This window comes from Couchioplanes caeruleus (assembly GCF_023499255.1).
Classification (GTDB): Bacteria; Actinomycetota; Actinomycetes; order Mycobacteriales; family Micromonosporaceae; genus Actinoplanes; species Actinoplanes caeruleus_A.
Window position 1 is genome coordinate 824,380 of record NZ_CP092183.1, and the last position, 22,418, is coordinate 846,797.

Genomic DNA, 22,418 nt, shown 5'->3' on the forward strand with positions numbered 1-22,418 from the left:
TCCTGGAAGCGGAAGCCCTCGGGCTTCGAGGACGACGAGTGGAGGCACCCACGTGACCGACGGCTGGAACTGGCGCCGGCCCCAGCCGCCACCCGCGGCGCCTCCGGCGGCGGGTGGCTCGCCCTGGTGGTCCGACGCGCTGGCCGACCCGTGGCGCGACCCGTACGCGCCGTCCGCCGTTGTCGTGCCCAGCGCACCGGTCAGCACCGGGCCGGCGCCCGAGCCGGTCGCCGACCCCGACGCGCCCCGGCGCTCGCTCACCCCGGTCCTGATGATCTGCCTGCTCACGGCCCTGCTGGCGGGCGGCCTGGGCGGCACCCTCGGGTACGTGTTCGCGACCCGCAGCGGCGTCGGCGGCGGCACCCAGCTGGGCGGCACGCCGCTGGCGGCGCCGAGCGCGGCCCAGCGCGCGCCCGAGTCGTTCGGCGGGGTCGCCAAGCAGGTGCTGCCCAGCGTGGTCACCGTCCGGGTCACGGGCGCCATCGGTTCCGGCTTCGTGGCGTCCACGGACGGCTACGTGATCACCAACGACCACGTCGTCGAGGGCGCGGGCAAGACGATGGCGGTGTCCTTCAGCGACGGCTCCACGGCGCCCGCGACCCTGGTGGGGCGCGACCCCGAGTCCGACATCGCAGTGATCAAGGTCTCCAAGAGCAATCTGCCCGCGGTCCAGTTCGGCGACTCGGACTCGATCGCGGTCGGTGACCCCGTGCTTGCGTTCGGCTCACCGCTGGCGCTGGTCAACACGGTCACCCAGGGCATCGTCAGCGCGCTCGACCGGACGATCCAGGCCGGCGACCCGGGCGGCACGACCCGCTACTACGCGGCCATCCAGACCGACGCCGCGGTCAACCAGGGCAACTCCGGCGGCCCGCTGGTCGACGCGGCCGGCCGCGTGGTCGGCGTCAACTCGGTGATCCGCTCGGTCGGCGGCAGCGAGGAGGCGGCCGGCAACATCGGCCTGGCCTTCGCCATCCCGATCAACCAGGCCCGGCGCATCGCCGAGGACATCATCGACACCGGCAAGGCCCGGCGTACGGTGATCGGCGCGGAGGTCTCCGCCGGCGGCACCACGGGTTCCAGCGGTTCCACCGGGGCGCGGCTGCGCGCGGTCCAGCCGGCCGGCCCGGCGGCGGCCGCAGGCTTGAAATCCGGCGACGTGGTCACGAAGATCGACGGGCACGTGCTCGAGGACGGCACCGACCTGATCGCGCTGGTCCGCAAGTACGCGCCGGGCGCCACCGTCTCGGTGGAGTACCGCCGGGGCACCAGCACACAGACGGCGTCAGTAACCTTGGCAGCCGACGCGAAGTGAGAGGCCCTCACGGGCAGGGGAGGCCGCCATGTTCGAGAACCTGAACTGGTGGGAGATCGCCGCGCTGCTGATGCTGGCGCTGCTCATCTTCGGCGAGCGGCTGCCCAAGGTCATCGGCGACGGGCTGCGCATGCTCCGCGGCCTGCGCGCGATGGCCCAGAACGCGACGAGCGACCTGAGCCGCGAGCTGGGCACGGACATCCAGCTCCAGGACCTGCACCCCAAGGCTTTCATCCGCAAGCACCTGCTGAGCGAGGAGGACGAGGCGGCGATCCGCAAGCCGCTCCAGGGCCTCTTCGAGGACGTCAAATCCGACCTCAACGGCGTCAAGTCCGACCTCAACGACGTAGCCGCCGCTGCCGACCTCAAGTCCCCTGCCCAGGCCCCGGCGCCGGCCGCCAAGCCGGCCATCTCGTCGTTCGACATCGACGCCACCTGAGCGAGGGGCTTTTGGGGCGGGATTGGCCCACTCCGGGCGGTCAGGCTTGATCCCTGCGTGGCCCACTCCCGCCCCAAAAGCAACGCTCGTGCAGCGGCGCCATCCACTGCCACGCACGCCTGCGCCTGCGCCTGCGCCTGCGCCTGTGTCACGGCACTTCTAGGTGCCACGCGCGCTCTGAAGCCGTAAACCCGCAGGTCAATCTCTCACCGGACCACGACGGCGTTTTTGGCGGGGATCGCCTCACGCAGGGATCAAGCCTGACCGCCCGGAGTGAGGCGATCCCCGCCAAAAACGCCCCCACAGAGCAATCAACGCCGAGCGTTGACCATCAACCCCAGGGGCTTGCCGACCAGGGACTCCCGGCGAACAGCCAGGCGGTCGGCGACAGCGGAGAGAGCTGCCGCGGCCGGAGCGGAAGGGTCGGCCAGGACGATCGGGGTGCCCGCGTCGCCGGCTTCGCGTACGCGGGTGTCGAGGGGGATCTGGCCCAGCAGCGGGACCGAGGCGCCGACGGTCTTGGTGAGCGAGTCGGCGACCGTCTGGCCACCGCCCGCGCCGAAGACCTCCATGCGGGTGCCGTCCGGGAGCTCGAGCCAGGACATGTTCTCGACGACGCCGATGAGGCGCTGGTGGGTCTGCATGGCGATCGCGCCGGCCCGTTCGGCCACCTCGGCGGCCGCCGTCTGCGGGGTGGTGACGACCAGGATCTCGGCGTTCGGCAGAAGCTGGGCCAGGGAGATCGCCACGTCGCCGGTGCCCGGGGGCAGGTCCAGCAGCAGCACGTCCAGGTCGCCCCAGAAGACGTCGGCGAGGAACTGCTGCAGCGCGCGGTGCAGCATGGGGCCCCGCCAGACGACGGCTGCGTTGCCCGCGGTGAACATGCCGATCGAGATGACCTTCACGCCGTGCGACTGCGGCGGCATGATCATGTCTTCGACGCGGGTGGGCCGGCCGTCGACGCCGAGCATGCGGGGCACCGAGTGGCCGTAGATGTCCGCGTCGATCACGCCGACCGACAGGCCGCGCTGGGCGAGGGCCGCGGCCAGGTTCACCGTGACGCTGGACTTGCCGACGCCGCCCTTGCCGCTGGCCACCGCGTACACCCGGGTCTTGGAGCCGGGCTGCGCGAACGGGATGACCGGCTCGGCGCTCTGGCCGCCGCCGCGCAGCGTGGCCTGCAGGGCCTTGCGCTGCTCCTCGCTCATCACGCCGAAGTCGATGTCCACCGTGTCGATGCCGGGGATCTTCGTCACCGCGGCGGTGATGTCGGTGGTCAGCTTGTCCCGCAGCGGACAGCCGGCGACCGTCAGCAGAAGTTCGACGGTGACCTTGCTGCCGGCGACGGTGAAACCCTTGACCATGCCGAGCTCGGTGATCGGGCGGCGGATCTCGGGGTCGTCGACCGTGGCGAGGGCCGCCTGGACGGCTTCCTCGATGGTGGGCGCGGGTGCTGACATGTCGACAAGCTTACGTCTGTGTCAGGAGTGCTCTTCTTCCCACTCCTTGCGTTCCCGCTTCTGCCGCCGGTGTGCCGCCTCGTCCAGTTCGTCGGCCAGCCGGCTCAGTTCCGAGCGCAGGAAGTCGCGGGTCGCGACCTCGCCGAGAGCGATGCGCAGGGCGGCGATCTCACGGGCCAGATACTCCGTGTCCGCCTTCTGCATGGCCGCCCGCCGGCGGTCCTCCTCCATGGCGAGGCGGTCGCGGTCGGCCTGCCGGTTCTGTGCGAGCAGGATCAGCGGAGCGGCGTACGAGGCCTGCAGAGACAGGATCAACGTCAGGAACGTGAACGTGTACGGGTCGAAGCGCAGGCCGGCGGGCGCCAGGGTGTTCCACGCGAACCACGCCGCGATGACCACGGTCATGTAGACGATGAACTTCGCCGTACCCATGTAGCGGGCGATGTTCTCCGACCACTGGCCGAACGCCTCCGGGTCGAAGCGGGGCAGCCGGACGCGCCCGGGCTCGACGGGCTGGTCGAGCCGCTCGACCCGCTTGCTGCGCAGGTCGGTCATCGCTCGACTCCGGGCAGGAGGCCGGCGGGCTCGACGTCCTGGACGTCGCGGTCACGCCAGTCGCGGGGCAGGGCGTGGTCGAGGACGTCGTCGACCGTGACCGCCCCGACCAGCCGGTACGAGCTGTCCACCACCGGCATCGCCACCATGTCGTACGTCGCCATCCGGCGGGTGATCTCTGTGAGGTTCGTCTCGGGTTGCAGCGGGTGGATGTCGGTCTCGATGAGGCCGCCCAGGATCGCCGACGGTGGTTCGCGCAGGAGCCGCTGGAAGTGCACCATGCCGAGGTACTTGCCGCTGGGCGTCGCGGACGGCGCCCGCGCCACGAACACCTGCGCGGCCACGACCGGGGAGAGCTCGGGTTCCCGGATGCGGGCCAGGGCCTCGGCGACCGTGGCGTCCGGGGTCAGGATCACCGGCTCGGAGGTCATCACCGAACCGGCCGTGCCCGGCGTGTAGCTCATCAGCTGCCGGACCGGGGCGGCCTCCTCGGGCTCCATCAGGTCGAGCAGGATCGTCTGCTCCGCCTTGGGCAGCTCGGCGAGGAGGTCGGCGGCGTCGTCCGGGTCCATCCGCTCGAGCACGTCCGCGGCCCGTTCCCGGTCCAGCCGGACGAGGATCTCCACCTGGTCGTGCTCGGGCAGCTCCTCGAGCACGTCGGCGAGCGTACGGTCGCTCAGCGCCGCCGCCACCTCGTTACGGCGCGCGTCGGACAGGTCCTGCAGGGCGTTCGCCATGTCGGCGGGCCGCATCTGCTCCAGCAGTGCCACCAGGTTGGCGCTGCCCTGGGTGTCGGTGGGCCCGACCAGCCCGCTGACCCGGTCGTACTCGACCTGGTACGTGTGCCCGCGCCGGGCGAGGCGGCCGGTGTGCTCCCGGACGGCGACCCGGGTGATCAGCCACTCGTTGTTCCGGTTGAGCTCCATGCCCAGGTCGACGACCGTGCCGGCCTGCCCGGGCCCGCTGCGGTCCTCGGGCTCGATGGTGACCCGGCGGTCCAGCAGGTCCTCCAGCACGAGCAGCTCGTTGGGGCGCTTCTCGAACCGGCGCAGGTTCAGCGTGCCGGTGCTGAGCACGACCGCCTCGGCGTCCATCGAGGTGACCCGCCCGATCGGCAGGAAGATGCGTCGCCGCAGCGCCATCTCGGCCACCAGCCCCACGACCTGCGGCGGCCGGTTCGTCGTCCGCAGCCGCACGACCGCGTCGCGCACCCGCCCGACACGGTCGCCGTTGGGGTCGAACACCGGCAGAGCGGCGAGCCGCGCCAGATAAACCCTCGTCCCCATGGTCACGGCACCAGCCTAGGGCCTCCGATAGCGTCGGCTCATGTCTACCGTGGCGTACGAGATCGTGGACGTGTTCACCGACCGCCCCTTCGCCGGCAACCCGCTCGCGGTGGTCTTCGGGGCGGAGGCCCTCGCCGGGGACCAGATGCAGGCGCTGGCCCGCGAGTTCAACCTCTCGGAGACGGTGTTCGTGCTGCCGCCGACCGACATCGAGGCCACCTACCGAGCGCGGATCTTCACCCCGGAGACGGAGCTGCCGTTCGCCGGTCACCCGAGCGTCGGCGCGGCGGTGACTTCGGTACGCCGGGGACTGGCGGCGTACGGCCGGCTCGTGCAGGAGTGCGGGGCGGGGCTGCTGCCCGTCGAGGTCACGGACGCGGGGTCGGCGACGCTGACCGGCGGTACGCCCACGCTCGGCGCCCCGCTGGAGCCGGCGGCCCTGCTGGAGCTGACCGGCCTCGCGGCGGACGACTACGCGGGCGGGTCGGCCACCCCGTCGACGGCCGGGTGCGGCTTGGAGTTCGCCTACCTGCCGGTGCAGCGGCGGGCCCTGGACCGCGCGCGGGCGGATGCGGCGCGAGCGGCGACGGCGGGCGTTTCCCAGGTCAGCGTGTTCGCGTGGGACGCCGACACGCGTACGGCCTGGGCGCGCGTGTTCTGCCCGGGTGTCTCGGTGCCGGAGGACCCGGCCACCGGCTCGGCGGCGCTGGGGCTGGGCGTGTGGCTGGTGGCGAACGGCTGGCTGCCCGGCGACGAGACCTCGGCGTACACGGTGCACCAGGGGCTGGAGATGCACCGGCCGTCGCTGCTCGAGTGCACCGTGACCGCGTCGGGCGGCGAGGCCACGTCGGCGACCGTGTCCGGCCACGTGGTCCCGGTGGCGAGGGGCGAGATCTCCGTGCCGCCCTTCGTGGGATAGCTAGCCGCGCTTCTTGCGTACGCGATGAAGGCGGAACGGACGACGGACCGGAACCCTCGCCGGGGTCTCCCGGGGCGCGGCCGCGCCGGATTCCTGAGGCAGATCCGGTGCGGCGACCGGCGTCGATCCGGCCGGGGTGAGGCGGACGACCGCGCAGCCGGTCTCCGCCCACCGCGCGACGACCTCCTCCGTGGTGCCGGCGGCGTTCAGGCGCTTGCCGGCCAGCTGGGGTGCGATCTCCGCCCAGGCCTCGCTGCCCGGGGTGAGACGCTCCACCTGCGCGTCGGCGATCACGATGAGCCCTCCGGTGTCCCCGCGGAGCCGCACCTGCGCGGACTGTGCCTCGGCGAGCCCGGGCGCCGCCTGCTCGCCGGGCCCGCTCACCACGACGAGCGATCCGTCGAGCGGCATCACCCACAGCCCTCGTGCGGGACCACCGTCGACGCTGATCCACGCGATGGCGGCCTTCTTGATGGCCTCGGCCACGAGCTCCGTCGTCACCGGCCCATCTTCTCAGCCCGGCGGTCGCGTCGTCACCGGCCCTTTCCCGGTCCTGCCGGCCGGGCGGCGTCATGTCAGGGCAGGGACGCGGTCCAGCAGATCGACGACCGCGGACAGCGACGGCACGCTCAGGCCGGCGAAGTCGTCGTCGCGGTTGAAGACGAGGTGGTCGGCCAGGTCGGGAGCGGCCAGCCGGACCGGCGTCATGCCCACCGCGGCCGCGCCGGTGAGCTCGCGGCTGCCACCGTCGCCCACGTACAGGCAGTCCTCGGGTGCGACTCGCAGCCGCCAGCACGCCTCCAGGTAGATCAGCGGGTCCGGCTTGCACCGGCCCACCTCGACCGAGAACACGTTGACGTCGAGCAGCGGCGCGATCGGCATGCTCGGCAGGAAGGCCGGCAGCTCATGGGTGCAGTCGCTGATCAGCGCCGTGCGCAGGCCGCGGCTCTTGACGGCGGTGAGAACGCTCTCAGCGTCGGCGCGCAGCTCGGTGTCGGCGCGCAGCGCATCGACCCGGGCGGGTACGGCGGCCCGCAGTTGCGCAGGTCGCGGGCTGCCTCCGGCCTGCTCGGTGACCCACCGTAGGGTGGCCTCCGCGGAGCCGAACTGGCCCCGGGCCCGGACCTGGAAGGTGCGGTCCAGCACGTTCAGCACGGCGTCCGGGTCGCAGCCGAGGGCCCGGGCGATCTCGGCGTGTTGCGGCCCGCGCTTGACGGACCGGGTGAGCGTGCCGAAGAAGTCGAACAGCACCGCTTGGTACGCGGGCATCTAGAAATCACTCTCCAGGGGAATTGACCGATGAGTTCCGGCGGTGAGCGTAACGAGAGCATCACTTTCCGCTCAAACGAGGTCGACAAACTGTGACGTGCCGATCTGCGGAAAGCGACGCCGAGGGATGAATACGCGCTCAACACCCGCATTGCTCACCATCGCGGCGCTGACCGTGGCGGTCCTGGCGGTGTCCTCGTCGGCCCCGCTGATCGCCTTCGCGGCCGCTCCGGCCCTGGCCATCGCGTTCTGGCGCAACAGCCTGGCGTTCGCCGCGCTGACCCCGATCAGCGCCGGCCCGCGCCGCGCCGAGGTCCGTACGCTGCTCAGCGCCGACGGCATGTACTGCGTCCTCGCCGGCCTGGCCCTGGCCCTGCACTTCTCCACCTGGATGCCGAGCGTCCAGCTCGGCTCGGTGGCGACCGCCACGGCGCTCGTCGCGACCCAGCCGGTGTGGCAGGGCCTGATCGCCGTCGCCGTGGGCGGCCGCAGCGCAGCGCCGTCCCGGACCGCCTGGATCGGCATCGTGCTGGCCGTCGCAGGCGTCGCCTGGGCCACCGGCGTGGACATCGGGGTGTCCGCCCAGGCGGTCCTCGCCGACGTGCTCGCCCTCATCGGCGCGATGGCCGCGGCCGTCTACACCGCGTTCGGGGAACGGGCCCGCAGACGGCTCAGCACGACGACATACACCTGGAGCTGCTACGGGACCTGCGCGGCGGTGCTGCTGGTGGTCTGCCTCATCGGCGGCGTACGCCTCACCGGCTACGACGGCCGTACGTGGGCGGCGATCCTGGCTCTCGTGGTGGGAGCCCAGCTGCTCGGGCACTCGATGTTCAACTATGCGCTGCACCATGTGTCGGCCACGACGGTCAGCGTGCTGATCCTGCTGGAGGTGCCGGGGGCGGCGCTGCTGGCCTGGGCATGGCTGGGGCAGGTGCCGCGCGCCGAGGCGTTGCCGGGGCTCGCGGTGCTGGTGGCGGGGGTTGCGGTGGTGATCCTCGGCGGCGCCCGCAGGCGGAACGGCCGCCCGGCGAGCGCGTCGCTGGCCGAGGCCGCTGATCCGGAGCGGGCCTGACTGACGCCCGCCGGCTTCCCTTGGCCGGCCGGCCTTCCCGGACGGCCTCACGGCTTGTCTGCCGGCCTCGCGTTTTTCCGCTCGCCGTGCGGCTTTCTGTCGGGCATCGCGGCTTTCTGCCCGGTTTCGCAGCTTTCTGTCGGGCCTCGCGGTTTTCTGTCGGCCCGGCGCGCATGGCGTCGCGGGGTGGATCAGCGTCGTTGAACCCTGGCGAACTGCCGCCCCGCGCGGTAGAGAGGGGGGATGCGATGCACCGCTGTCCATGTCTGCTCGGCGGGCTGCTGCTCGGGGCGGTGCTCATGACCGCGGCCTGCCAGCCCCCGGAGCCGCCCCAGCCCGGCATCGTCGGCGGCTGGACCACGGCGGGCTGCGAGTTCACGCGTACGCCCGAGACCGTCACCGTGGCCGGCCACACCATGCCGGCCACCCCCGCCGCCCTGGCGGAGGCCATGAACCGCATCGACGTGGGCGGCCGCACGGACCACGCCGCCAGCTACGCGGGCCTCGAGGTCGACCAGCAACGGGTACGCGCCATCGTCTACCGCGTACCGTCCGCCCCGTTCGACGACTTCATCCGCCAGTCGGCCGAGGACACCTGCATCTTCGTACGCGACGCGCCGTACAGCCTGCAGGACCTCACCGCCTGGCACGACCGCGTCCTCGCCGACCTCGAAGCCTGGCGCGCCCGAGGCATCCGCATCTCCACGATCGCGGCCCGCCACGACGGCGCGGGCGTCGAGATCGGCACCCAGGACGTGTCCCGCGCCCGCCAGGCCCTGCCCCGCCACTACGGGCGGAACGCTCCGCTGATCTTCGTGGAGGAAGGGCCGGTGACCCCGCTGGCCAGCCCCGGTTTCCCGGCTGCCCCGCAACAGGGCGGCTGAGCGGCCGCCTTCCGGCTTGGCTTCCCACCGGCCTGGCTTTCCGGGCGGCTTGGCTTTCCGGGCGGCCCGGCTTTCCGGCAGCTCCGGTTCTTTCGGCCGCCCGCTCGGTCCGGCCGCCCGCTCGGTCCGGCCGCCCGCTCGGTCCGGCCGCCCGCTCGGTCCGGCTACCCGCTTGGTCCGGCCGCCCGCGCGCTCCGGCGAATCCCTCGGTCCGGTCAGAACGTGCTGGTCGAATTGTCCGAGATGATGGCGATCACCAGAACCGCACCCAGGAGCAGTGCGACGCCCGTGACGATCCAGCCGATGATGATGCCGGCCAGCGCCATCCCGGCGCCGTTCGCCCCGGACCGCCGGATCCGCCGGCGCGCGACATGCCCGAAGATCGCCCCGAGCACGCCGAGCAGGCCGCCGACACCCCAGCCGCACAGCCCGGCGATCGAGGCGCAGGAGACGACCAGCGAGGCGATCGCGAGGCCCTCGGTGGGTCGCGGGGCCGCCTGATATCCGTACGGGCTGCCGGCGTACCCGTAGTCGTACGGCTGCGGCGCCGCAGCGTACGGAACCGGCGGCGGAGCGTACGGAAAAGGAGCCGGCGCCTGGGCCGCGTAAGGGTCGTGAGCCGGCGGGTACGACGGATGCGGCTGCAGGTCGGGCGGCTGGTACGGCTGCACGGGCGGATCCGGCGGCGGCAGGTAGGTGCCGTCCGGACCGGACGTCGGTGGGTAGGTCACGTGATGCCTCCGTCCAGCCCGCGTGTCGCCACCCGGAAGCTCCTGCCCTCAGGTCGCCACCCGAGAATAGAAGCCCGTGTCATCAGGCTCGTCGGCCGACCACCCGATGCGGGTCCTGGCCGCGGCTGATATCGCGTGCTGCCGGCCGCCTTCGAGCCGGTCGCGGTTCGTGTCCCGCTGCCCTCGAGCCGGTTGCGGTTCGTGTCCGTGCGCCGGCTGTCCGGGTTCGCGCTCACCTCCGGGGTACGCCACAGGCGGGGTGATGTTTGCCCCGGTGCGCGGGAGCGGGCAGGATCGCCGCATGGTCTTCGACGCCCGTTCCGCGAGTGGCAGCCGGTCGAGGCGGGACGCGACGCGTCCCGCGGCCGGACGCCGGCCCCGGTCCGCCACTTCCGCCGCCGACTCCGAGCCGGCCGCGTCGTCGTTCGAGGACCCCGGCACGGAAGCGGAGGAGGCCCCCGTGACGCTGCGCCTGGATGGCAAGGTCGCCCTGGTGACGGGCGCGGGCAGCCCGGACGGCATCGGGTACGCGACGGCTCGACGCCTGCGCGACCTCGGCGCCCGGGTGGCGATCGTGTCCACCACCCGTCGCATCCACGAACGGGCGACCGAGCTGGGCGTGACCGGCTTCGTCGCGGACCTGACCGACGAGGCGGAGGTGGGCGCCCTCGCGGACGCGATCGCCGACCAGCTCGGCGACGTCGAGGTCCTGGTCAACAACGCGGGCCTGGCGAGCCGCACCAGCCCGGAGGTCCTCCGCCCGGTCGCCCAACTGACGTACGACGAATGGCGAGCGGAGATCGACCGCAACCTGAGCACCGCGTTCCTGTGCAGCCGAGCGTTCGTGGGCGGCATGTCGGAACAGGGCTGGGGCCGCATCGTCAACCTCGCCGCGACCGCCGGCCCGATCAACGCCCTCCCGACCGAAGCGGCGTACGCGGCCGCGAAGGCGGGCGTGGTCGGCCTGACCCGCGCCCTGGCCATGGAGCTCGTGGCGGACGGCATCAACGTCAACTGCGTCGCGCCGGGCACGATCTACACGGCGGCGTCCACGGTCACAGAGATCAAGCAGGGTCTCGGTACGCCGATCGGCCGCCCGGGCACCCCCGACGAGGTGGCAGCGGCGATCGCGTTCCTGTGCTCGCCGGCGGCCTCGTACATCACGGGCCAGATGCTGGTGGTGGACGGCGGCAACAGCGTCCGCGAGGCCGAATTCCGCTGATCGCGGCTCAGCCGGTCGTGGGGAGCGACCTCGCCGGTCCCGTCAGCGGCCTCGCCACTCGCAAGGAGCGATTCCGGTCTGCCGGCCGCGGTCTGCTGGCCGCTCCCGCCCGTCCGCGTCCGTTCCCGGAGCGTCGGCAGTCTGGCCAGCCGCTCATCGTCGGCCCGGATGTGCGGCGGCGCGAGCAGACCGCGTCCCGCTGACCCACCCGCGGAGGCGTCGAGCGGGCCGTGCGTCGTTGATCCACCGTGGCGGCGCCGAGCGGACCGCGCCTCGTTGACCCACCGTGGCGGCGTCGAGCAGGCCGCGCCCGTTGACACACCGGGGGCCCGGCGGAGGCAGAGCCGCCCCGCTCCGCTCCGGCGAGTCGGGGATGAGGCCCGGCGCACCGTGGTCCGCCGGGCGCTCCCGCGTCAGTACGTCGACGTGCTGCTCGACCCGATCGCGAAGATCACGACCACGATGTAGAACGCGCAGATCAGCAGGTACACGCTGGTGATGATGTAGCTGAGCCAGAGCCCCGCCGTCGCCAGCCCGTCCCCGGACTCGCCGGTGCTGCGGATCTGCTTCTTCGCCACGTGCCCCATCACGATGCCGGCGGGCGCGAACACGAAGGCGAACACCAGGCTGAGGATCGCCATGGTGTTGGTCGGCGCGGGCATCTGCGCGTACGGCGGCTGCGCGTACGGCTGACCGTAGCCGGGCTGCCCGTACTGCTGCTGCCCGTACGGCTGCCCACTCGACGGTGCCCCGTACGGCGACTGCTGCCCGTACGGCTGCCCACTCGACGGCGCCCCGCTGGCCGGAGTCGCATACGGATCCTGCGAGTACGGCGAGTTGGGGTCGTAGGACGGCTGCTGCCCGTAGGGCTGCTGGGGCTGATATGGGTCCGGCGTGCCACCGGGCGGCGGGTAAGTCATTCAAGGTCCTCCTAGTTCACCCGGCACCGTACTAGCCGGAGCGACGATCGGGGCACCCGCGCCTGCGTGTCTGACCCCTTCCGTCCCACGTCACGCCCCGATCCACCCCCGGAACCACTCCCGACGCCGCCCCAGCGACCCCCGGCCCGCCGATGCATCGGACCGCGAACCACCGACGCAGCCGACGCCCCCGCCAGCCGGCCGTGGCCTGCCGACGCAGCCGACGCCCCGCCAGCCGGCCGTGGGCTGCCGACATAGCCGACGCCCCGCCAGCCGGCCGTGGCCTGCCGACGCAGCCAGCCCCCCGCTAGCCGCCCTGCCGTAGCCGCCGTCCCGGTAGCCGGCCGGGCCAGCCGATGCAGCCGGCGTCCCGGTCCAGCCGGCGTCCGCGATCCAACCGGCCCGTGGTGCGCCGATGCAGCGGGCGACCGCGTGCCGGTCCAGCGAGCGTGCCGGTCCAGCGAGCGTGCCGGTCCAGCGAGCGTGCCGATCAGGTCAGCTTCGTGAGGTTGCCGACGGCCCGCTCCACGGCCAGGCAGCGGTCCTCGACGTAGTCCATGCCCGCCTCGGTGGCGATGCGCCGCGCTTCGGCCGAGACGATGCCGGTCTGCAGCCAGACCGCCGGCGCGTCGATCGCCGCGGCTTGGCGCACAATCTCCACGGCGTCGGCAGCGGGTCGGAAGATGTCGACCAGGTCGACCGGCTCGGGCAGGTCGGCCAGCGTAGGCACCGTCTTCACCCCGAACACCTCGTCCACGAACGGGTTGACCGGGATGATCGTCCAGCCGTGCCGGAGCATCTGCAGCGGTACGGAGTGCGCCGGCTTGGAAGGATCACGAGAAGCGCCGACGACGGCAATGACGTTCGCTTCGGCCAGGATCTGCTGAGCACTCCTCATCCCCCGACTCTAGTCACCGCTGGCCGCCCCTCACCGCAAACGATCGCCGACCGAACCCGAATCCCGCAGCTCGCGCGCCCTCGCGACCTGCGCACCCCCGCGCCCCGCGCGCGCCCGCAGCCCGCGCGGCGGGCAGCACCCGCACCCCGCGGCGCACCCCAGCGGCTGCACAGCACGCGCACCCCAGCGCCGCACAGCACGGACAGGCCGTGCCACCCCGCGCCCCCGGCCGGCGCACCCTCGCGGCCGCGCGCAGCGAACTCAGATCACCGCAGGTGAACCCGCCGCGCCGGTGAAGACGAGCCGTCACAGCAACGTCAGCTGCTGCGAGACCGGTTCGTCGACGGTCTGCGTCGCCGGAACGCTCCGAGCCTCGCCCGGCCTCGCCCGGTGCAGCCCGTGCCGGCGCGCCGCCAGCCGTACCCGTGCAGTGATCTCGTTCTGGAAGGACTGTGGCAGGTAGGAGCCGCCTCGATACAACTCCCGATACCGCGGCGCCAACGCCGGGTGCTCGCGGGTCAGCCAGGACGCGTACCACTCGCGGGCGCCGGGGCGCAGGTGCAGCGCCAGGGGCGTCACACTCGTCGCGCCGGATGCGGCGATCGCGGCGACGGTCTCGTCGATGGACTCGTCCGTGTCGGTCAGGCCCGGCAGGATCGGAGCCATCAGCACGCTGACCGCGAACCCCGCGTCCGTCAGCCGGCGTACGGCGTCCAGGCGGCGGCGCGGGCTCGGCGTGCCCGGCTCGACCGCGCGCCACATGTTCTCGTCCACGAAGCCCACGGAGACCGACAGGCCGACCCGGGTGACGGATGCCGCCTGTTCGAGCAGCTTCAGGTCGCGCAGGATCAGCGTTCCCTTGGTCAGGATGGAGAACGGGTTGGCGAAGTCGCGCAGCGCCGCCAGGATCTGGGGCATCAGCCGGTAGCGGCCCTCGGCCCGCTGGTAGACGTCCACGTTGGTGCCCATGGCGACGTGGTCGCCGGTCCACCGGGGCGCGGCCAGCTCCCGCCGGACCAGCTCGCCGGCGTTGACCTTGACGACCACCTTGGAGTCGAAGTCGTGCCCGGCGTCCATGTCGAGGTACGTGTGCGTGTTGCGGGCGAAGCAGTTGTGGCTGACCACCCCGTCGGCGATGAAGTCCCCGGTGCCGGTGGTGATGTCGTACAGCGGGAGGGTGAGGCCCAAGTCCTCGATGTCCGCGACGGTGAGCTGGGCATCGCTGCGCACCCCGATGCCGGCGGCGTCGAGGGGCGCCTCGCTGACGCCGGTCAGGTGCCGGAACCGCAGCGCGGCCCACAGGTCCCGGGTGATCTCGACCGAGTGCGCGCCGCCGAGCTGGGGGTGCGGCGGCCGGCGGCTGGGCAGGCCGAGGTGCGTCAGTGCCTCCGTCACCCGGTCGAGGAAGCCGCGGTCACGGCTGGTGAAGATGACCGCCAGGCGGTCCGCCGACCCGATCGATCCGTACGCTCCCGCGAGGAAGCCGCGATACCAGCTGCCGGTCGGCATGTCCGGCCAGCGCAGCGCCTGGTCCATGGGCACGTCGTCGAGATAGGCGTCCGCCCTGATCCACGCATCGCCCTCACGGGGGCCGGACGACGGGGCTGCTCCGGAGTCGCCACGGACCAGCCCGCAGATGTAGCCGGCCTGGTAGTCCGGTGACTCCTTCGGCGGGTCAGCGAAGTGCCCGACGCCGGACATCCTGTCGCCGACGGCGAGGGCGGGCAGGTGCGGCTCGGCCGGGCTGACGTGCCGCCAGCCGCGGTCGGTGAGGAACCGGTGGTCCCCGCTCGCCACGAGGCGGGTGCCGTCCGCCAGCGTCACGCGGTACGCCCGCTTCGATGTGGACCAGTGGTCGAGCACGGTCGTCGTCACGTACCGCCGATGCGTGCCGGCCCCCATCGTGCCGAGCACCGCGTCGCCCACCTTGAGCTGCGACAGGGGCCGCGTCGAGCCGTTGGCGAGCAGGATCGGGGTGTCGCCGCTGAGGCAGTAGGAGCAGGCGTGCGAGCAGCCCCGGTAAGGATTGATGGTCCACTCGAACGGCACGCGGGAGGCGCCGGGGACCCGGTTGATGATCGACTTGGCCCGGATCTCGTAGAACGTCATGCCCGCGAAGCCGGGGGTGTCGAACGTGCGGACGGTCGCCCCGGGCACCGCCAGCGGCAGGGGTGAGGCCGCTGGCGGTGCGTCCAGGAGCGAGTCGTCGTCGACCGGCGTCGACAGGTGTGACCATCGCATGGCGAAGATTCGAACACATGTACGAGGGCGCTGTCCACTCGAACCCTCGAACGGGCAGGGCCGGCCCGCGAGTCGCCTCAAGGCCTCCGAAAAGGTCCCGGCACGCAGAAGCGCCGCAGACCCGGAGGTCCGCGGCGCCGTGCCGAGCTGATGGTCAGTGGTTGTGCGCGGCGAGCTGCTTGCGCACGTCGTCCATGTCGAGCTTCTCGACCTGGTCGATCAGAGACTCGAGCGCCGATTCGGGGAGGGCGCCCGGCTGCGAGAAGACGATGACGCCGTCCCGCACTGCCATGATCGTCGGGATGGAACGGATGTCGAACTTCGCGGCGAGCTCCTGCTGGGCCTCGGTGTCGACCTTGCCGAAGGTGATGTCCGGGTGCTTCTCCGACGAGCGCTCGTACGTCGGGGCGAAGCGCACGCACGGGCCGCACCAGCTGGCCCAGAAGTCGACCAGCACGATGCCGTCCTTGCCGGTCACCTCATCGAAATTCTCTGTGGTCAGCGCAACGGTCGCCATGATCTCTCCGTCCACGGGATTGGGGCTACGTGGCTTTCAACCGATCCTGCACCTCGTCAATTCCCTGCCCACCGCCGGTGACACGTGGCCTGCGGCACGATTCGCGACCCACCCGGACGCGTCGAGGCAACTCATCGTAACCGACGGTATGGAGAGCGCTCTCACTTGTTACGAGATGATCTGCGTCCTTTTTGCACCGTCTCGACCCGGCTCGTGGCACTTGACGCGCCGCGATACCGACAAGGGCGCCGATAACAAAAACTGGTAACAAAGTTAAATGTGACCTGTGTCACTTTTGGATTTCCTGTACATGGATACGCAGGGTGAGGCAGACTCGTCCCCAACAGAGCGTGGGCGGCGGGTGCCGGGGAGGGCCCCGCCGCTCATTGCGTCTCCTCCCCGGAGCGCTCCGAGACCGTGAATCCGCCGGTCGGAGCGGGATTCCCGAGCCGGCGTCGCGACTTCGCGCGGCCGTCTCGGGCCGGGAGGGGCACCCCGGACCGATTTCCTGCCGGCCGGGATGCCTGCCCCTCCATCAGCAACGACTTCCGCGACGTGTTATTAGCCGGCCCAGCGCGCAGCCCCGTAAGCACGTGCGCTTGCTCCGCTTCCCGGCGCGGCCGGCGGCGGCACTCACCCGGCCCGCCGGATGGAACCGGCCGCCACCCGGATAGCGTGCTGCGCCATGGTGGCCGATGAGGTTGCGGCTGACAGCGAGCCGCTGGTGGAAGTGGGCGTCGGCCCGTGGGAAGGCCCCTGGCCCGACGACGACCGCTACGACCCCGAGCTCCTGGAGAACGGCGATCGCCGCAATGTCGTCGACCGCTACCGCTACTGGCGGCGCGAGGCCGTGGTGGCCGACCTGGACCGGCGGCGGCATCCGTTCCACGTCGCCATCGAGAACTGGCAGCACGACTTCAACATCGGGACCGTCGTCCGTAACGCCAACGCGTTCCTCGCCGCCGAGGTGCACATCGTCGGGCTGCGGCGGTGGAACCGTCGCGGAGCCATGGTCACCGACCGGTACCAGCACGTGCGGCACCATCCGAGCGTCGAGGCGTTCGCTGCGTGGGCCGCGGAGGCGGGACTGCCGGTCGTCGGGATCGACAATCTGCCCGGATCGCGGCCGATGGAGAGCGTCACGCTGCCGCGTGAGTGCGTCCTGATCTTCGGCCAGGAGGGACCCGGGCTCTCCGATGCGGCGCGCGCTGCGTGCAGCGAGCTCTTCTCAATTGCCCAGTACGGGTCCACGCGCTCGATCAATGCCGGCGTGGCGAGCGGCATCGCGATGCATTCCTGGGTACGCGCCCATGCCGGCCCGCCTCCGGGCTGACGCGCGGCTCCGGTGCAGCGTGGCGGCCGTTCTCCATCCGTTCGGGTTCCGCCGATCCGCTTGACGGGGGCCTCCGGGCCAAGCACCTTAAGGGGGTGGGTGTCACCGTAAGCTGCCCCCGTTGTGCTGGTCAGGTCCGTCCTCCGGACCTGATGCACAGCGCTTGGCGCTGCAACGACTGTGGTGACGTCCATCCGTTCCACGTCGCCCAGCACATCGGTCCGGAGATTGTCGACAGCGTGCTGCGCCAGGCGGCCCCGGGCCCCGAGCGCATGCCCCTGTGGTGCCCGTGGCCGCTGCCGCCGGGGTGGATGGTCACCGGCGTCGGGTGGGCGGGTGACGACCGTTCCGGCGTACGCGCGACCGCCCTGTCCTGCACGGGGCCGGACCCGCTCGGCGGTGGTCCCGCGGACCTGGTGCTGATCGCCGAGCAGCCGGGCGTCGGCCTCGGCACGCGCTTCGCCGGGATTCCGGGCATCGATCCCGGCTATCTGATCGCCGAGGCGCTGGGTGACGGCGGTGGCCGGCGTGGACCGCACGCGAAGATCAAGGCCGGCGGGCATCCGACTCCATTGTGGTGCGTCAAGTCCCCGGAAGACCGAAGCGCCTATGTGAGTGAAGCCCGAGGAATGTGGCTCTATGCGGTAGCGTGGCCCGCAAGCGCGGGCTACTTCCTCGCCGAGCATGTCGTGCTGCACGACCTGACCGACGGGGTGCCGCCCGAGCTCGTGTACGGAGCGCCGTCGCCGTATCTGCACGGCCGGGTCTGACCAAGGCCCGGTGACCTGCAGGGACGGTTTGGGCTTTCCGAGCACTATGTTCACAGAGCGCAGTCTTACTGATACCGTGAGTGTTGCTGCGGCGTCGACCGTACCCGCAACGGAGGAGCAGGCCCGCCATGATCAAGAAGGTTCTCACCTGGCTTGGCATCGCATTCTTGATCTTCTTCATTGCGTTCAACCCGAACTCGGCCGCGGCGGTCTTCGCGTCGCTCGGCGACACCATCGGCGACATCGCCCGTGGTTTCGGAACCTTCTTCACCCAACTCGTCGCTTAACATCGGCGCATGGGTCCTGGTGAGCCGCGGCAACCTGATGAGGAGGGTGCGCGTCGCCCTCAGGACGACGACGACACCTTCGGCTACAACGATCCGGCGTTCCGGGCCGCGGACGGCCCCGAGTACGCCCGCGGAACGGCCTCTGCGGACGGTCCTGAGTATTCGTCCGGACCCGCGTATGCGACGAGCGCCGGCTACGCCGACGACTACGAGACGCGCGAGCAGGAGCGCTACCGCGACCCCGGCGAGTACGACCCCCCGGTCTTCACCGAGGAGGAGCTCCAGGGGCTGGGCGGCGACGGCGGGGGTGTCCCGGGTGGACCGCGCCGCGTCCTGCCGCTCGAGGACGAGCCGACCACACTGGTCTCCCGCTACCTCTTCCCGACCGAGCGCTACCGCGGGGAGTGGAAGCGGCACTGGATCCACCTGTCCATGCCGCTGCTCGTCGGTGTCGGCGCGACCCTGCTGCTGGGATACCTCGCCGGCTTCCTGACCCGGCAGGACATCGACGGCCTGGTCACCGCGGCCGTCCTGATCTGGCTCGGCGTGATGGGCTGGGTCGGGTGGAAGGTCGCGGACTGGTATTTCGACCGCTTCATCCTGACCAACAAGCGGGTCATGGTCGTCAACGGCATCATCACCCGCAAGGTCGCCATGATGCCGCTGCTCCGGGTCACCGACATGAAGTACGAGCAGTCCGCTCTCGGCCGCATGCTGAGCTACGGCACGTTCGTCCTCGAGTCGGCCGGCCAGGACCAGGCGCTGCGTGAGGTCAAGCACCTGCCCAACCCCAACGAGCTGTACCTGCGCGTCGTCGAGGAGATGTACGAGCCGCAGGCCGTCGAGGCGCGGCTGGGCAAGGACGGTGACGCGGGCGACGACGCCTGACGTCATCAGGGGATTCCGTGCGCGTACCCGGTAGCGTCTCCGAGTGACCAGAATCGACCTGCACTGCCACTCGACCGCCAGCGACGGCACGCTGACCCCGGCGGAGTTGGTCCGAGCGGGAGCCGCCGCGGGTCTCGACGTCATGGCGATCACGGACCACGACACCACGGGCGGGTGGGCCGCCGCAGCGGCCGCGCGTCCGGAAGGGCTGACCCTGGTGCGCGGCGCCGAGCTGTCCTGCCGCTGGTACGGGGTCGAACCGGCGATCCCGCTGCACCTGCTGGCGTACCTGTTCGACCCGGAGGAGCCGCAGCTCGCGGCCGACCTGGCGCGGCTGCGCGCCGACCGGGAGCAGCGCGCCGAGAAGATCGTCGAGCTGCTCCGCGCGGACGGTGTCGACATCAGCTGGCCCGAGGTCAGCGGCTATGCGGCCGGCGGTTCGGTGGGGCGCCCGCATATCGCCCAGGCCCTGATCCGAGCCGGTCTGGTGCGCACGACCAGCGAGGCGTTCGCCTCCCGATGGCTGGGCGCGCGGTACTTCGTACCCAAGGCAGATCTTGATGTCTTCGAAGCCGTGCGGGCGGTGCGAGCAGCGGGCGGGGTGGCCGTGTTCGCCCATCCCAACGCGACGGTCCGGGGTCGGATCGTCCCCGACAAGCTCATCGTGGAGCTCGCCGCGGCGGGCCTTTTCGGACTCGAGGCCGACCACGAGGACCACACGCCCGAGCAGCGGGCCCACGTCCGGTCGCTCGCCGAGGACCTCGGTCTGGTCGTCACCGGATCGTCGGATTTTCACGGTACGCACAAGACGGTCAGGCTGGGCGCCTTCACGACCGACCCCGCCGCGTACCGGGAAATCGTGACCGCCGCCACCGGAGTTCCCGTCCTGGGGTGACGGTCCTCGCAGTTCAGAGCGGGTGACCGGGCGCTGCGCCTAGGTTGTTCGCGTGAATCTGAAGTTGTTCGGCGAGGTCTTCGTGACCCTCCTGGTGATCGTCGACCCGCCGGGCATGGTGCCCGTCTTCCTCGCGCTGACCGGCACCCTGCCGGCCAAGCAGCGTCACCGCGCGGGGACGCAGGCGGTGCTGCTCGCGCTCGGCGTCATCGTCGTGTTCGCGGTGGCGGGCCAGACCCTGCTCGACTATCTGCACGTCCAGCTGCCGGCGCTGCAGGGCGCCGGTGGCCTGCTGCTGATCCTCGTCGCGTTGCAGCTGCTCACCGGCAAGACCGACGAGCCGTCCGAGCAGGGCGGCACCAGCAACGTGGCGCTGGTCCCGATCGGCACGCCGCTGCTCGCCGGGCCCGGCGCGATCGTGGCGACGATGCTGTTCGTGCAGCGGGCGGACGGCGCGGTGGACTACACCGTGATCGGGCTCGCGATCCTCGGCGTCATGCTGACGGTGTGGGTGGTGCTGCGCTTCTCCGGCGGCATCGTCAAGCTGCTGCGGCCCGGCGGCATCGAGGTCCTCACCCGGATCGCCGGCCTCCTGCTCGCGGCCATCGCGGTCCAGCTCATCGCGGACGCGGTCGGCGCGTTCGTGAAGCTGTACGCCGCGACCTGACCGGGTCGCCGGGAGGTTTTGTCACAGGGGCCTGGCAGGATTGTCCCTGTGCGCAGGACACCGCCGCGATCGGCCGCCGTACCCGAGCAGTTGGGGTTCGCCGGCATGCCCGAGCGCCTCTTCGTCTGCACCCCCAGCAAGCTGGGCACATACGTGGACTGCCCCCGCCGCTACCGATACACGTACGTCGACCGTCCCAGCCCGCCCAAGGGACCGCCCTGGGCGCACAACTCGCTCGGCGCGAGCGTCCACACCGCGCTGAAGAACTGGTACGCGCTGCCGGCCGCCCGCCGCAGCGCCGCCTCGCTGCCCACGCTGCTCAAGGCCACGTGGGTCCGGGAGGGCTACCGGGACGTCGAGCAGGAGCGGATCACGTACCGCAAGGCGCTGGAGTGGCTCGACACGTATGTCGCCGGGCTCGACCCGGAGGAGGAGCCGCTGGGCGTGGAGCGCGTGGTCGCCACGAAGACCGGAGTGCTCGCGTTCAACGGCCGCGCCGACCGCATCGACGCCCGCGACGGCGAAGCGGTGATCGTGGACTACAAGACCGGCCGTTCCGGCCTGGACGCGGACGACGCCCGCGGATCCCAGGCCCTGGCCCTTTACGCGTACGCGGCCCAGCGCGTGTTCCGCCGCCCGTGCCGCCGGGTCGAGCTGCACCACCTGCCCACCGGCACCGTGGCGGCCCACGAGCACACGGAGGAGTCCCTGGCCCGGCAGGTCACGCGCGCAGAGGACACCGCGCGGGACATCATGGCGGCGGAGAAGGCGGTGGCCGCGGGAGCCGATCCGGACGCGGAGTTCCCCGCCAATCCCGGTTCGCTGTGCGGGTGGTGCGACTTCCGGCGTACGTGCCCGGCGGCCGTGGACGTGCAGCCCAAGGAGCCGTGGACCGCTGTTGAGCACCTGGAACGCGCTTGACGCCTGCTCCCGGGCCGGGGAGGGCCGGTGCTCGTCAGGCCAGGCCGGCTCGTTGCAGGGCTTCGCGGCGCATAGGGGCAACCCGGTAACGCTCCGGGGCGGCGGCCAGGGCGGCCTTCATGAGCAGGCGCATGCCGCGTACGGAAAGATCCGCCGACACGTCGGTCGTCGGCCAGCCGAGCCCGCCGTACATCTTCCGGGCCCAGGGCGGCAGCAGGGCGAGCGCCGTCGCGGCCACGCCGAAGTACGCCCACCGCGTCGGACCGAGCGTCAGGCCGAGCCGCAGCGGCACGCTGCCCCACGACTGCGGCACCGGCGGCACCGTGAGGAACAAGGCGGTTTCAGCGCTGTCGCGGGTCATCCTCAGCTCCGGCCGCATGCGCTCGTAGTAGTCCGCGACCTCGGCGGCCGTCGCGGGGACCGTGGCGGGGTCGAGCCCCATCAGCTCGGCCGCCCGCACCTGCTCGGTGTAGTACTGGTCCACCTCGTCGTCGGTCAGCGCCAAGCCGGCCCGGCGTGCCGTGGTGAGGAACGACTCCACCTCGGCGACGTGCACCCAGCAGAGCAGGTCGGGTTCGTCGATACGGAAGCTCTCACCCGTACGCGGGTCCGTCGCGGTCATCCGGGCGTGCAGCCGCCGGATCCGCCCCGCAGCGTGCTCCACCTCGGCGGTGCTGCCGTAGATGACGGTGCCCACGTACGCGGAGGTGCGCGCGAGCCGCCCCCACGGGTCGGCGCGGTATGCCGAATTCTGGGCCACGCCGGCGACCGCCCGCGGGTGGAGGGCCTGCAGGTAGAGGGAGCGGAGGCCGCCGAGCAGCAGGATCGGCTCCTCGTGCACCTTCCACGTGACCGAGCCGGGGCCGAAAAGTCCGAGGTCTGCGGCGCTGTCCATGCCCCCAGCGTGCCACGCGGAAGGCGAAGTT

The 22,418-nt window shown here is 71.8% G+C and carries 24 protein-coding genes; 13 read left to right on the forward strand and 11 right to left on the reverse strand.

What is annotated here, in order from left to right; genetic code table 11:
- Positions 1-52 precede the first annotated feature (52 nt).
- Together COUCH_RS03925 and COUCH_RS03930 are read left to right on the forward strand one after the other, a co-directional pair.
- Positions 53-1,315, forward strand: a complete 1,263-nt coding sequence (locus tag COUCH_RS03925) for a S1C family serine protease (protein WP_249610731.1) — start codon at positions 53-55, stop codon at positions 1,313-1,315.
- 28 nt (positions 1,316-1,343) lie between these two features.
- On the forward strand, positions 1,344-1,754 hold the full coding sequence (locus COUCH_RS03930; protein WP_249610732.1) for a preprotein translocase subunit TatB: 411 nt from the start codon (positions 1,344-1,346) through the stop codon (positions 1,752-1,754).
- 311 nt (positions 1,755-2,065) lie between these two features.
- On the opposite strand, the gene COUCH_RS03935 is transcribed toward COUCH_RS03930, so the two are convergent.
- Genes COUCH_RS03935 through COUCH_RS03945 form a run of 3 tightly spaced genes read right to left on the reverse strand, consistent with a single transcriptional unit; the run spans position 2,066 to position 5,061 of the window.
- Positions 2,066-3,214, reverse strand: coding sequence for an Mrp/NBP35 family ATP-binding protein (locus COUCH_RS03935; protein ID WP_249610733.1), 1,149 nt, complete (start codon positions 3,212-3,214; stop codon positions 2,066-2,068).
- 21 nt (positions 3,215-3,235) lie between these two features.
- Positions 3,236-3,769 (reverse strand): DUF1003 domain-containing protein, encoded by a 534-nt coding sequence (locus COUCH_RS03940; protein WP_249610734.1) that lies wholly within the window; start codon positions 3,767-3,769, stop codon positions 3,236-3,238.
- Complete coding sequence (locus COUCH_RS03945) at positions 3,766-5,061, reverse strand: magnesium transporter MgtE N-terminal domain-containing protein (RefSeq protein WP_249610735.1); 1,296 nt, start codon at positions 5,059-5,061, stop codon at positions 3,766-3,768. Before COUCH_RS03945 ends, COUCH_RS03940 begins: the two co-directional genes overlap by 4 nt.
- A 34-nt stretch (positions 5,062-5,095) precedes the next feature.
- Here COUCH_RS03945 and COUCH_RS03950 point away from each other — a divergent pair, with 34 nt between their 5' ends.
- Positions 5,096-5,974: a PhzF family phenazine biosynthesis protein gene (locus tag COUCH_RS03950; RefSeq protein ID WP_249610736.1), complete on the forward strand. Its 879-nt coding sequence runs from the start codon at positions 5,096-5,098 to the stop codon at positions 5,972-5,974.
- On the opposite strand, the gene COUCH_RS03955 is transcribed toward COUCH_RS03950, so the two are convergent.
- Both COUCH_RS03955 and COUCH_RS03960 read right to left on the reverse strand, forming a co-directional pair.
- Positions 5,975-6,475, reverse strand: coding sequence for a hypothetical protein (locus tag COUCH_RS03955; RefSeq protein WP_249610737.1), 501 nt, complete (start codon positions 6,473-6,475; stop codon positions 5,975-5,977).
- Positions 6,476-6,544: 69 nt separating this feature from the next.
- Positions 6,545-7,243, reverse strand: coding sequence for an HAD family hydrolase (locus tag COUCH_RS03960; protein WP_249610738.1), 699 nt, complete (start codon positions 7,241-7,243; stop codon positions 6,545-6,547).
- A 127-nt stretch (positions 7,244-7,370) separates the two neighbouring features.
- Here COUCH_RS03960 and COUCH_RS03965 point away from each other — a divergent pair, with 127 nt between their 5' ends.
- The gene (locus COUCH_RS03965) at positions 7,371-8,318 is read left to right on the forward strand and encodes a DMT family transporter (protein ID WP_249610739.1); all 948 of its coding nucleotides are present in this window, start codon (positions 7,371-7,373) and stop codon (positions 8,316-8,318) included.
- Between the two features lie 248 nt (positions 8,319-8,566).
- Positions 8,567-9,202, forward strand: a complete 636-nt coding sequence (locus tag COUCH_RS03970; RefSeq protein ID WP_249610740.1) for a hypothetical protein — start codon at positions 8,567-8,569, stop codon at positions 9,200-9,202.
- A gap of 215 nt (positions 9,203-9,417) precedes the next feature.
- Here the strand turns inward: COUCH_RS03970 and COUCH_RS03975 are convergent, their stop codons facing one another.
- The gene (locus tag COUCH_RS03975) at positions 9,418-9,933 is read right to left on the reverse strand and encodes a DUF4190 domain-containing protein (RefSeq protein WP_249610741.1); all 516 of its coding nucleotides are present in this window, start codon (positions 9,931-9,933) and stop codon (positions 9,418-9,420) included.
- 301 nt (positions 9,934-10,234) lie between these two features.
- Here COUCH_RS03975 and COUCH_RS03980 point away from each other — a divergent pair, with 301 nt between their 5' ends.
- The gene (locus tag COUCH_RS03980) at positions 10,235-11,155 is read left to right on the forward strand and encodes an SDR family NAD(P)-dependent oxidoreductase (RefSeq protein WP_199510462.1); all 921 of its coding nucleotides are present in this window, start codon (positions 10,235-10,237) and stop codon (positions 11,153-11,155) included.
- A gap of 413 nt (positions 11,156-11,568) precedes the next feature.
- On the opposite strand, the gene COUCH_RS38795 is transcribed toward COUCH_RS03980, so the two are convergent.
- The 4 genes from COUCH_RS38795 to trxA all read right to left on the reverse strand — a co-directional run bounded on the left by COUCH_RS38795 (position 11,569) and on the right by trxA (position 15,731).
- On the reverse strand, positions 11,569-12,075 hold the full coding sequence (locus COUCH_RS38795; protein WP_275980063.1) for a DUF4190 domain-containing protein: 507 nt from the start codon (positions 12,073-12,075) through the stop codon (positions 11,569-11,571).
- Positions 12,076-12,565: 490 nt separating this feature from the next.
- Positions 12,566-12,973 carry a CoA-binding protein gene (locus tag COUCH_RS03990; RefSeq protein ID WP_249610742.1) on the reverse strand — a complete coding sequence of 136 codons (408 nt, stop codon included), beginning with the start codon at positions 12,971-12,973 and terminating at the stop codon, positions 12,566-12,568.
- Between the two features lie 306 nt (positions 12,974-13,279).
- Positions 13,280-15,214: an intein-containing Rv2578c family radical SAM protein gene (locus COUCH_RS03995; protein WP_249610743.1), complete on the reverse strand. Its 1,935-nt coding sequence runs from the start codon at positions 15,212-15,214 to the stop codon at positions 13,280-13,282.
- A 154-nt stretch (positions 15,215-15,368) separates the two neighbouring features.
- The gene (gene trxA, locus COUCH_RS04000) at positions 15,369-15,731 is read right to left on the reverse strand and encodes a thioredoxin (RefSeq protein WP_249610744.1); all 363 of its coding nucleotides are present in this window, start codon (positions 15,729-15,731) and stop codon (positions 15,369-15,371) included.
- A gap of 685 nt (positions 15,732-16,416) precedes the next feature.
- On the opposite strand from trxA, the gene COUCH_RS04005 reads away from it, so the two are divergent.
- From COUCH_RS04005 to COUCH_RS04035, 7 genes are all read left to right on the forward strand, one after another.
- Complete coding sequence (locus tag COUCH_RS04005) at positions 16,417-17,064, forward strand: TrmH family RNA methyltransferase (RefSeq protein ID WP_249610745.1); 648 nt, start codon at positions 16,417-16,419, stop codon at positions 17,062-17,064.
- A gap of 95 nt (positions 17,065-17,159) precedes the next feature.
- Positions 17,160-17,834, forward strand: a complete 675-nt coding sequence (locus tag COUCH_RS04010) for a DUF6758 family protein (RefSeq protein WP_346015966.1) — start codon at positions 17,160-17,162, stop codon at positions 17,832-17,834.
- Between the two features lie 128 nt (positions 17,835-17,962).
- The gene (locus COUCH_RS04015) at positions 17,963-18,121 is read left to right on the forward strand and encodes a hypothetical protein (protein WP_249610747.1); all 159 of its coding nucleotides are present in this window, start codon (positions 17,963-17,965) and stop codon (positions 18,119-18,121) included.
- 9 nt (positions 18,122-18,130) lie between these two features.
- On the forward strand, positions 18,131-19,009 hold the full coding sequence (locus COUCH_RS04020) for a PH domain-containing protein (protein WP_249610748.1): 879 nt from the start codon (positions 18,131-18,133) through the stop codon (positions 19,007-19,009).
- Between the two features lie 43 nt (positions 19,010-19,052).
- Positions 19,053-19,904 (forward strand): PHP domain-containing protein, encoded by an 852-nt coding sequence (locus COUCH_RS04025; RefSeq protein WP_249610749.1) that lies wholly within the window; start codon positions 19,053-19,055, stop codon positions 19,902-19,904.
- A gap of 52 nt (positions 19,905-19,956) precedes the next feature.
- Complete coding sequence (locus tag COUCH_RS04030) at positions 19,957-20,571, forward strand: MarC family protein (protein ID WP_249610750.1); 615 nt, start codon at positions 19,957-19,959, stop codon at positions 20,569-20,571.
- A 105-nt stretch (positions 20,572-20,676) separates the two neighbouring features.
- Positions 20,677-21,492 carry a RecB family exonuclease gene (locus COUCH_RS04035; RefSeq protein WP_249613555.1) on the forward strand — a complete coding sequence of 272 codons (816 nt, stop codon included), beginning with the start codon at positions 20,677-20,679 and terminating at the stop codon, positions 21,490-21,492.
- A gap of 34 nt (positions 21,493-21,526) precedes the next feature.
- Here the strand turns inward: COUCH_RS04035 and COUCH_RS04040 are convergent, their stop codons facing one another.
- The gene (locus COUCH_RS04040; protein WP_249610751.1) at positions 21,527-22,387 is read right to left on the reverse strand and encodes an oxygenase MpaB family protein; all 861 of its coding nucleotides are present in this window, start codon (positions 22,385-22,387) and stop codon (positions 21,527-21,529) included.
- Positions 22,388-22,418 lie beyond the last annotated feature (31 nt).

Coding starts and splice junctions, on each gene's coding strand:
- COUCH_RS03930 (WP_249610732.1), top strand. CDS start 1,344: ATGTTCGAGAACCTGAACTGGTGGGAGATCGCCGCGCTGCTGATGCTG.
- COUCH_RS03935 (WP_249610733.1), bottom strand. CDS start 3,214: ATGTCAGCACCCGCGCCCACCATCGAGGAAGCCGTCCAGGCGGCCCTC.
- COUCH_RS03940 (WP_249610734.1), bottom strand. CDS start 3,769: ATGACCGACCTGCGCAGCAAGCGGGTCGAGCGGCTCGACCAGCCCGTC.
- COUCH_RS03950 (WP_249610736.1), top strand. CDS start 5,096: ATGTCTACCGTGGCGTACGAGATCGTGGACGTGTTCACCGACCGCCCC.
- COUCH_RS03960 (WP_249610738.1), bottom strand. CDS start 7,243: ATGCCCGCGTACCAAGCGGTGCTGTTCGACTTCTTCGGCACGCTCACC.
- COUCH_RS03965 (WP_249610739.1), top strand. CDS start 7,371: ATGAATACGCGCTCAACACCCGCATTGCTCACCATCGCGGCGCTGACC.
- COUCH_RS03970 (WP_249610740.1), top strand. CDS start 8,567: ATGCACCGCTGTCCATGTCTGCTCGGCGGGCTGCTGCTCGGGGCGGTG.
- COUCH_RS03980 (WP_199510462.1), top strand. CDS start 10,235: ATGGTCTTCGACGCCCGTTCCGCGAGTGGCAGCCGGTCGAGGCGGGAC.
- COUCH_RS38795 (WP_275980063.1), bottom strand. CDS start 12,075: ATGACTTACCCGCCGCCCGGTGGCACGCCGGACCCATATCAGCCCCAG.
- COUCH_RS03990 (WP_249610742.1), bottom strand. CDS start 12,973: ATGAGGAGTGCTCAGCAGATCCTGGCCGAAGCGAACGTCATTGCCGTC.
- COUCH_RS03995 (WP_249610743.1), bottom strand. CDS start 15,214: ATGCGATGGTCACACCTGTCGACGCCGGTCGACGACGACTCGCTCCTG.
- trxA (WP_249610744.1), bottom strand. CDS start 15,731: ATGGCGACCGTTGCGCTGACCACAGAGAATTTCGATGAGGTGACCGGC.
- COUCH_RS04005 (WP_249610745.1), top strand. CDS start 16,417: ATGGTGGCCGATGAGGTTGCGGCTGACAGCGAGCCGCTGGTGGAAGTG.
- COUCH_RS04015 (WP_249610747.1), top strand. CDS start 17,963: ATGATCAAGAAGGTTCTCACCTGGCTTGGCATCGCATTCTTGATCTTC.
- COUCH_RS04020 (WP_249610748.1), top strand. CDS start 18,131: ATGGGTCCTGGTGAGCCGCGGCAACCTGATGAGGAGGGTGCGCGTCGC.
- COUCH_RS04035 (WP_249613555.1), top strand. CDS start 20,677: ATGCCCGAGCGCCTCTTCGTCTGCACCCCCAGCAAGCTGGGCACATAC.
- COUCH_RS04040 (WP_249610751.1), bottom strand. CDS start 22,387: ATGGACAGCGCCGCAGACCTCGGACTTTTCGGCCCCGGCTCGGTCACG.